The organism is Gammaproteobacteria bacterium (assembly GCA_013001575.1).
Taxonomy (GTDB): Bacteria; Pseudomonadota; Gammaproteobacteria; order Steroidobacterales; family JABDMI01; genus JABDMI01.
Genome location: JABDMI010000053.1, coordinates 1 through 7827, shown reverse-complemented (window position 1 = coordinate 7827; position 7827 = coordinate 1). Strand labels below are relative to the sequence as shown.

Below are 7827 nucleotides of genomic sequence, written 5' to 3'. Positions count from 1 at the left end.
CCCAGTTCAGCCAGGTGATGTCGTTATCCTGACAATAGCTGTTGTTGTTGCCATTTTGGCTTTGGCCAAATTCATCGCCGGCAAGCAACATTGGAGTTCCTTGCGAGAGCAACAGGCTTGCTAATAGATTTTTCTTTCTTTGCAAACGTGCATTATTAATTTTTACATCGTCGCTGGGCCCCTCTACGCCCATATTGTCCGAGAGATTGTGATTGTGACCGTCGCGATTGTTTTCACCGTTGGCATGGTTGTGCTTGTGCTGATAACTGACCAGATCATTCAAGGTGAAACCGTCGTGAGAGGTAATGAAATTTAGCGAGCTGTGGGCGCTTTTATCGGAATGGTCAAAAATGTCTGCAGAACCAAGCAGGCGAGCCGCAAGTTCTTTGTGAGCCATTGCATCACCACGCCAAAAACTGCGTACAGAATCACGGAAGCGGTCGTTCCAGCCACGCCAGCCTTTTGGGAATTGACCAAGCACATAACCGCCTGGTCCGATGTCCCAGGGTTCGGCAATCAACTTGCACTTGGACAAGATCGGGTCATTCTCGCAAGCCACCAGGAAATCACTGCGATGGTCAAAACCATCATCACCACGGGCCAGGGTGGAGGCAAGATCAAAACGAAAACCGTCTACGCCCATCTCTTCAGCCCAATAGTGCAAACTCTTGATGGTCAGGGCTAAAACCTCAGGATGGGCCGTATTCAGAGTGTTGCCGGTACCGGTATGATTCACATAAAAGCGTTTGTTCTCCTGCAAAGCGTAATAACTGGCATTATCAATACCGCGATAGGACAGGGTTGGGCCGCGTTCATCACTCTCGGCAGTATGGTTATACACAACATCCATAATCACTTCGATGCCGGCTGCATGCAGCGCTTGCACTACGGCTTTGAATTCATCTGCATCGCCATAGTCTTGATGGACGGTGAAATAATTGAACGGATTGTATCCCCAGTAATTTGTCAGCCCTAACTCGATCAAACGTGGTTCGCTAAAAAAGCTTTGTATTGGTAAGAGCTCTATTGCTGAAACGCCCAGTTCTTGCAAATAATTGATAACCGCCGGACTTTTTAAGCCTGAAAATTTTCCTCTCGCATCCGGGGCAACTTGCGAGTTTCCTTGGGTGAATCCTTTGACATGCGCCTCATAAATAATGGTGTTTTCCCATGATGTAGACGGTTTATTGAAGGCCGGTGGCGTAATAGACTCTCTCGCGACACACTTGGGAATGTACGGTGCAGAGTCACGCGTGTCAACGCTGAGATCCTTGTCAGGATGTGAAAGGTCGTAGGCGAAAATCGCATCATGCTGAATGATCGTACCGAAAAGCTCGCGTGCATACGGGTCGATCAATAACTTGTGATAATTAAATCGGTGTCCCTGATGTGGCGCAAATGGTCCATCCACCCGATAGCCGTAGAGTTGCCCGGGGCGTAAGCCACTCACGAAACCGTGCCATATGTCTCCAGTGCGGGCGGGCAAATCAAGGCGTGCGGTTTCGGTTTGTCCATCTGCCGAGAACAGACATAAGGTGACTTTACTGGCATGCGCCGAGAACAAGGCAAAATTGATGCCGTCAGGCCGTACATTTGCACCAAGCCGGCTTGCGTCGCCTGTGCTGATAGTTAGGGAGGAAGACATTTCAGTCGGCGTGCAATAAGGCTTGATAAAGGTTTTGATAGGCTTTGGCTGACAATTCCCAACCGACAGGCTGGTTCAATCCGTTCCTGCGTATCTGTGCCCAGCGTTTCGTATCTCTGTAAAGATCAATGGTGCGGTCGATCATGGCCGATAGGGTATGTTCATTAATCCCGTCAAACAGTATTCCGGTTGCCACACCTTTGGCGAGTGACGCGGGATTCGCATCGATTATGGTGTCGTTCAATCCACCCACGCGTGCGGCCACCGGCACAGTGCCATACCGCATGGCGCAGAGTTGTGTGAGTCCACAGGGTTCAAAGCGAGACGGGATCAAAATCGCGTCCGAACCCGCTTGAATAAGATGCGCCAAGGCTTCATCGTATCCGATCTGCACACTGACCTCGGTGGGATGTTTTTTGGCTGCAGCAAGGAAAGTGTTTTCGATGTCTTTGTCACCGGAACCGAGCAAAACCAGTTGTCCACCCGAGGCAACTATGTGATCGACGAGCCGGGCCAGAACATCCAGACCTTTTTGCGTGGTTAAGCGTGACACCACTGAAAATAGCGGTATGTCTTTCAGCGCCCGCAGGCCCAATTGTTTTTGTAATGCAATTTTGTTTTTCAATTTTCCGGAAATTGCTCTGACCGAAAAGTTTGCTTTGATGTCCGGGTCTGATTGCGGATTCCATATTGCAGTATCGATCCCGTTCAAAATACCGGATAACTGTTTCCCCCGCGACTTCAACAGTCCACCCAATCCCATTCCACCATCGTCAGACTGGATCTCAAGTGCATAAGTTGGGCTAACCGTAGTGACATGATCGCTGTAAACAATCCCGGCTTTTAAATAACTGACCTTGCCCCAATATTCCAGACCATCTTTATGAAAGTATTCCTTCGGTAAGCCAAGATCGACAAGGGTTTCTTTAGGAAAGACCCCTTGAAATGCCAGATTGTGAATGGTTAAAACAGATCTTGTGCTGTCTACATCCATGGCCTTAAGATAAGCACAGGCCAGAGCGGCTTGCCAGTCATGCGCGTGCAGGATATCAAAAGGCTTATCCGTGAATTCACCGGCCGCTAATTGTGCCGCAACTTTGGAGAAGGCCGCGAACTTAATGGCATTGTCGTTACGATCTCGACCGTCTTCATGCATATACGGATTGCCGCTAAAACTGAAAATCTCGGGTGCATCCAGCGCAATAATTGAAATTCCATCAGCGGTATTACCGCTTACCAGCTTGGCTTTATTGCTGGTATAGATTTCCAGTATGGCCAAAGTTTTTTTATTTTCTAAAGTACTTAAAACGTCGGGGAAGCCCGGTAGCAAGACAGTGACATCCGCGCCTTCATGTTTAAGGGCGCTTGGTAATGCGCCGACCACATCAGCCAAACCACCAGTTTTAATCAGCGGGAAACATTCGGAGGCCGCCATTAATATACGCATGGAGTAAGTCTTCTTTTGGAGTTAGGAAATATTGTTTAAAAGAGAATATATTGAGGCTAAATCCGGATCAATGAATTTTGACCTTATCGATCATGGACTGTGTGATCAGGCAAACCCCGTTCTTGGTTCGATAAAAGCGCTTGGCATCCAGTACCGGGTCATTGCCCACCGCCAGACCTCTCGGAATCTTTACACCACGATCAATGACCACATTGGTCAGTTGACACACCTGACCCACGTCCACATACGGCAAAATGATGCAGCGTTTTAAACTGGAATAGGAATGTATATGACAGCCGGTAAAGAGCAGGGACTGATCCACACGCGCACCCGACACGATACAGCCACCCGAAACCACGGAATTGACTGCACTACCACGGCGTCCGACGTGGTCATGAATAAATTTGGCCCCCGGAGCCAGTTCGCTGTAGGTCCAGATCGGCCAGTCATGGTCATACAGATTTAAAGCCGGTTCAAAGGAGGTCAGATCAAGATTTGCTTCCATGTAAGCATCCACTGTGCCGACATCGCGCCAGTAGGCTTCCTCTTCGCCTTCCGAGCGCACACAGGACTTGGTGAAACGATGTGCCTGTGCTTTGCCATTTTGTACGATGTAGGGAATCAGGTTCTTACCAAAATCCCGGTCAGAACTCGGGTCACTGGCATCCCGGGTCAATTGTTCGAATAAAAACTCTTTGTTAAAGACATATATTCCCATCGAGGCCAGGCATTTGTCGGGTTGACCTGGCATGGTGGGTGGGTCGGATGGTTTTTCCAGAAAGTCGGTGATCTGGTAAGAATCATCCACGTGCATGATCCCGAATTCGCTGGCGTTGTCGGTCGGAATCTCAAGACAGCCTACGGTAACGTCGGCCTTTGAATTTACATGCTCTTCCAGCATGATCTCGTAATCCATTTTATAAATATGATCACCGGCCAGTACGATAATGTACTCCACATTGGAATAGCTGTTGATGATCTCGATGTTTTGAAACACAGCGTCAGTAGTGCCTTCGTACCAGCGATTTTCCGACATGGTTTGTGAGGCGGGCAAAATATCAAAACTCTCGTTACGCTCGGCGCGATAAAAGTTCCAACCGCGTTGCAAATGCCGGATCAGACTGTGTTGCTTGTATTGTGTTGCTACACCGATGCGTTTAATCCCGGAATTCATTGCGTTGGACAAGGCAAAATCAATAATGCGAAACTTGCCGCCAAAATATACCGCGGGTTTAGCGCGAATCTCGGTCAAATCTTTTAATCGGCTACCGCGACCACCGGCCAGAACAAATGCCATGGATTTTTCAGCCAGTCTGCGATTACTGGTATGTGCTTTATTTTGCATTTTTGCTCTCCCCGGGACATCTGGCAATTTTCATATTTTGCAAATTTAAATAATAATTTTTCAACTCATTACTAAATACGCGTAAAATTTCCACCCTTTACAAAGCAGGTACTAAATGTTTGATGGCTTGCACCATTATGCAGCAAACATCACATTTCAAATAATATTCAGCAAGAGATTCATATGAAACCCATTTTACACAATATCGAAGACACAAAAGATCTGATTCAGGAGAGCTTTGGTGATTCCATTTTGCGGCACTTGATCTATTCCGTTGGCAAAGATAAATCCCATGCTTTGGAACGCGACTGGTGTGTTGCCGTGTCTCTTGCTGTGCGCGATCGTATGGTGGAAGGCTGGATTGATACCACGCGTGAGACCTATAAGAAAAAACAAAAACGTGTTTATTATTTGTCCATGGAATTTATGATCGGACGACTGTTGGAAGACAATTTGACCAACATGGGTTTGGCCGATGAGGCGCGTTTGTTTTTTGCAGAACAAGGTTTGAATTATCACAATGTTTTGCACGCTGAGCACGATGCGGCCCTGGGAAACGGTGGCTTGGGACGCCTGGCGGCATGTTTTATGGACAGTATGGCAACCACCGGGGTCGCCGGCATGGGCTACGGTATCCGTTACCAACACGGTATTTTCCGTCAAGAGATCGTGGACGGTTGGCAGATCGAGGAGCCAGAAGACTGGCTGGTGGAAGGCAATGCCTGGGAATTCGGGCGCCCGGAAGTCAACTATGATGTGAATTTCGGCGGATCGGTCACCGTAGATTCGCACGGCAAATCGCAGTGGGAACCAACTGAACGCATCCATGCCATTGCTTTTGATATTCCCATTGCCGGCTGGCAAGGGGCGCATGTCAATACCCTGCGACTCTGGGCGGCTCGCCAGTCGGATCTGATGAACCTGAAAAAATTCAATGAAGGTGACTTCATGGCCGCGGCTCATCAGCAAATTTTGGCCGAGACCTTATCCAAGGTACTGTATCCCGGTGATCATACCCCGCAAGGTCGTGAACTGCGTTTAAAGCAGGAGTACTTTTTTACTTCGGCTTCTTTACAAGATCTTATCCGCCGGTTTTTTACCAATTACGCAAGCCTGGATAATCTGGGAGAACACGTTGCTGTTCAACTAAATGATACTCACCCGGCGATTGCGGTGCCCGAGCTGATCCGTTTACTCATGGATGAGTATGATTACGATTTTACCAATGCCTTCAGGATCACCCGGAAAACCTTGCATTACACCAATCATACCTTGCTACCGGAAGCCCTGGAAAAATGGCCGCGCGACCTTTTTGAACGCATTCTGCCGCGCCACTTGCAGATCATCAACATGATAGACGGTGCTTTTTATCAAGAGGCGTTACAAGCCGGTCTGGAACATCATTTAATTGCCGGCATCCAGGTGATACATCCTTATCATCAGGACTGGGTGCGCATGGGAAATCTCGCCTTTATTGGTTCGCGCAAGGTCAATGGCGTGTCAGCCTTGCACACCGAGCTGATGAAACAGACTGTATTTCACGATCTGCATATGATGTATCCCGACAAGATCGTTAACCAGACCAATGGCATTACACCAAGGCGTTGGCTGCTGGAGTGTAACCCGGGACTTTCCGCATTGATCACCGAGAAACTGGGTGAGGAGTGGGTCGCTGATCTAGAGCAACTCAAACGCCTGGAGGAATTTTCCGATGATGCAGAATTCCAGGAACGCTATAGGTTGATCAAACGCGAGAATAAATTGCGTTTGGCTGAATTTCTCGAAAAGCGAATGAAAATTACAGTCAATCCTGACGCGATGTTTGATATCCAGATTAAACGCATTCACGAATACAAGCGACAGTTGATGAATATTCTGGAAACCATCGCCTTGTACAATGCCATGAAAGCCGATCCATCGGCAAACTGGACACCGCGGGTTAAGATTTTTGCCGGTAAGGCGGCGCCAAGTTATTTTCTGGCAAAGTTGATCATTAAACTGATCAATGATGTTGCCGATGTGGTCAATAGCGACAAGGCGATTGGTGATCGTTTAAAAGTGGTTTTTTTACCCAACTATAACGTCACGGCCGCCGAGGTATTGATTCCCGGGGCTGACCTCTCGGAGCAGATATCCACCGCCGGGTTTGAAGCGTCTGGCACTGGGAATATGAAATTTGCACTGAATGGCGCACTCACGATTGGCACTCTGGATGGTGCGAATGTTGAAATGCTAGAACATCTGGGCCAAGAGAATATTTTTATTTTTGGCATGCAGGCGGATGAAGTGGCTGCACGTCAGCATCGCCGGGCACACCCGTCAGAGATCATCAAGCACTCAACCCAACTGCAAGAGATCATTACCCAGCTTGAGAGTGGATTTTTCTCGGATGGCGAATCCGAACGCTACCGTGATATTCTGGACAACATAAAAAATCACGATTATTTTCAGGTGGTACCGGACTTTGCAGCCTATTGGGATACGCAACGTAAAATTGACACGGTCTATCAGCAACCACAAGTGTGGGCGAAGATGGCGATCCTGAATACAGCACGTATGGGATGGTTCAGTTCCGATCGAACCATACGCGGTTATGCCAAAGACATCTGGAATGCACCGACCTCGCAGGAATGACATGCAACCACAGGAAATAGAGCGACTCATTACGGGCAAGCATGCCGATCCCTTTTCCTGTTTGGGCATACACCCACACGGTAAGCAACAGCTTATCCGCAGCTTTTCTCCCGGCGCTGAAAAGCTTGAGGTTTTGGCGTTGGACACGGATGACGTGCTTGTCGAATTATCTCGTATCCACGAAGCCGGTCTTTTTGAAGGCCTTGTTTCGGACAACAAAGTGAATGCCGGCTATCAATTGCAGGCACATTACAGCAACTCGATACACCGTTTTGACGACCCGTACCGTTTTGCCTCGAGCCTGGGTGACCTGGATCTTTATTTGTGGTCGGAAGGCCGGCATGTTCATGCCTATCGTATGTTAGGTGCACACGTGATGACGCATGAAGGTGTCAAAGGCACGCGCTTTACGCTTTGGGCGCCAAATGCAACGGGTGTTGCTGTTGCTGGAGACTTCAATCACTGGAACACCGTACAGCATCCCATGCGCAGTCGTGGTAGTAGCGGTATTTGGGAGTTATTCATTCCTGAAATTGGTGATGGTATTGCCTACAAATATGCAATACGCGACGCCACTGGCCAACAACTCCCGCTCAAAGCCGATCCGTTTGGCTTTGGGGCTGAAATGCGTCCCAAGTCTGCCTCCCTTATTCGGGAGCTTTCCGGCTATACCTGGCAGGATCAAGACTGGATGGATTCCCGGCATACCCGACAACATCGTGCTGCTCCGGTCTCGATCTACGAGGTGCATCTGGG

Annotated in this window: 5 protein-coding genes; 2 read left to right on the top strand and 3 right to left on the bottom strand. The window is 48.6% G+C overall.

All coding sequences use genetic code 11. The features are described from left to right. The 3 genes from glgX to glgC all read right to left on the bottom strand — a co-directional run. The coding region (gene glgX, locus HKN88_05050) for a glycogen debranching protein GlgX (GenBank protein ID NNC97420.1) at positions 1-1645 on the bottom strand (1645 nt) is incomplete at its 3' end. A gap of 1 nt (position 1646) precedes the next feature. Beyond that, the gene (glgA, locus tag HKN88_05045; GenBank protein NNC97419.1) at positions 1647-3092 is read right to left on the bottom strand and encodes a glycogen synthase GlgA; all 1446 of its coding nucleotides are present in this window, start codon (positions 3090-3092) and stop codon (positions 1647-1649) included. A 67-nt stretch (positions 3093-3159) separates the two neighbouring features. Then, complete coding sequence (gene glgC / locus HKN88_05040) at positions 3160-4437, bottom strand: glucose-1-phosphate adenylyltransferase (protein ID NNC97418.1); 1278 nt, start codon at positions 4435-4437, stop codon at positions 3160-3162. A 183-nt stretch (positions 4438-4620) separates the two neighbouring features. Here glgC and HKN88_05035 point away from each other — a divergent pair, with 183 nt between their 5' ends. Both HKN88_05035 and HKN88_05030 read left to right on the top strand, forming a co-directional pair. Further along, positions 4621-7071, top strand: coding sequence for a glycogen/starch/alpha-glucan phosphorylase (locus tag HKN88_05035; GenBank protein ID NNC97417.1), 2451 nt, complete (start codon positions 4621-4623; stop codon positions 7069-7071). Between the two features lies 1 nt (position 7072). Beyond that, positions 7073-7827 (top strand): 1,4-alpha-glucan branching enzyme (locus HKN88_05030; protein NNC97416.1); only part of this gene is annotated, 755 nt, incomplete at its 3' end.

What these genes read in the sequence shown, in the direction of transcription:
- glgA (NNC97419.1), bottom strand. Translation starts at nt 3,092, where the DNA reads ATGCGTATATTAATGGCGGCCTCCGAATGTTTCCCGCTGATTAAAACT.
- glgC (NNC97418.1), bottom strand. Translation starts at nt 4,437, where the DNA reads ATGCAAAATAAAGCACATACCAGTAATCGCAGACTGGCTGAAAAATCC.
- HKN88_05035 (NNC97417.1), top strand. Translation starts at nt 4,621, where the DNA reads ATGAAACCCATTTTACACAATATCGAAGACACAAAAGATCTGATTCAG.